Consider the following 1,759-nt stretch of genomic DNA (forward strand, 5'->3'; position numbering starts at 1 on the left):
GGGCCCCACCTTGATCTGCTCAATGAGCTGGTCGACCGTGATCACCGGCGGCCTGGTACTGGTCATCTCATATCCCGCAGCCGGCCTCGCGAGCTACCTCGAGGACCTCGTTGTCCTCGAGGTAGCCCCTGAGCACCTGCGTATTGCCGTCGGCATGGACACAGATTCTCATCCCGGAGCAGCTGCTGGGCTCCACTACGATTCTCACTTCGTCTCTCCTGTGTCACCGCCGTAACGGCCAGGACGCCGGAATGCGGTCTCCGTTGACCGCAAACCCGGCCCCGACACCGCGCATCGCATGCCCGGAGTTTGGGACGGAGGGCACATCCGCACGGTGCCGGGGCGGGGCGCTTGCGACAGCCGCCTTTGCTCCGGCCATCCCACTATGAAGACTCGATCTCGGTCGGCCAAGAGTGTCGGGGAGAAATACCTCTTCTGCGGGGTGGAGAACCGCTCGATGTGGTGACGCGGCGGCCGCGGTCATTCGACCACACTCGCTTCATCGCGATTAGCGCAGTCGACCCCGACATTTGTCGGGTTCATCCGGAAGCGCGGCCAGCGCCGTATCGGACCAAACGCCGCAGAACAGAAAAGAGGCAACGGATGCAAATCTCGGCCGCGGTGGTTCAGGAGGTGGGCGGGCCGTTCACCCTCAGGGATGTCGACCTTCAAGCGCCCGCACCCGACGAAGTCGTCGTGCAGATCGCCGGAGCCGGCATTTGCCACACCGACATCGCTGTCCAGCACGGGCACCTGCCGTTCCCGCTGCCCGGAGTCCTGGGTCATGAGGGCAGCGGAACCGTTGTGGAGGTCGGCGCCGACGTGACGTCGATCGCGGTTGGTGATGACGTCGCGATCAGCTTCAACAGCTGCGGCGCGTGCCCCACTTGCTCGAAGGGCCAACCGGCCTACTGCCATAACTTCCTCGAATACAACTTCGGTGGGGTCCGCTCCGACGGATCGTCCGGGTTAGCCTCTGCCGGAACCAAATTGGGGGCCAACTTCTTCGGCCAGTCATCGTTGGCGACGCACGCGCTGGCTCATGAACGCAACGTGGTCAAGCTACCGCCGGGCGCCCCGGTCGAGCTCGTGGGGCCGCTTGGCTGCGGCATCCAGACCGGGGCCGGCGCGGTGTTGAACTCGCTCGACGTGCAGCCCGGATCGACCGTGGTCGTCACCGGCGCGGGAGCGGTGGGTCTGTCCGCCGTGATGGCCGCTGTGGTGCGCGAGGCCGCGTCGATCATCGCCGTCGACCTCCACGAGAGCAGGCGGGTACTGGCCACCGAGCTCGGCGCCACCCACGCCGTTGACCCGCAGGCCGGGCCACTGGCCGAGCAGATCCGCGAGATCGCACCCGCGGGCGCTGATTACGCCGTCGACACCACCGCGGTAACGCCCGTCGTAGAACAGCTGCTTGCCTCCCTTGGGATGCGGGGCATGCTCGGGTTGATCGGTGTGCCTGCGGACATGCAGGCCGTCTTTTCGGTCGGGCTATTCCAGCCGCCGCTGCTCGGGCTCACCATTCGGGGCATCGTTGAAGGCGACGCCGACCCGCAGGCATTCATCCCCTACCTGCTCGGTCTGCATGATCAGGGCAAGTTTCCGTTCGACAAGCTGATCACCACGATGCCGCTGGCCCAGATCAACGAAGCGGTAGAGGCCCAGCACCGCGGGGAGGTCCTCAAGGCCGTGCTGACACCCTGACCTGTGACAACATCCATGACGAACAACCGGCGGCGATGGACAACCACCGCGGCCA

2 protein-coding genes are annotated in these 1,759 nt (G+C 65.7%); both read left to right on the forward strand.

The features are described from left to right. A partial coding sequence (locus WAN71_RS18950) for a hypothetical protein (protein WP_422226804.1) occupies nt 1–235 on the forward strand: 235 nt, incomplete at its 5' end. 368 nt (nt 236–603) lie between these two features. Continuing rightward, nucleotides 604–1,704, forward strand: a complete 1,101-nt coding sequence (locus tag WAN71_RS18955; RefSeq protein ID WP_422226805.1) for an NAD(P)-dependent alcohol dehydrogenase — start codon at nt 604–606, stop codon at nt 1,702–1,704. Nucleotides 1,705–1,759: the final 55 nt, after the last annotated feature.

Origin of the sequence: Mycobacterium sp. (genome assembly GCF_049280035.1) — a bacterium.
In the GTDB taxonomy this organism is placed as follows: domain Bacteria; phylum Actinomycetota; class Actinomycetes; order Mycobacteriales; family Mycobacteriaceae; genus Mycobacterium.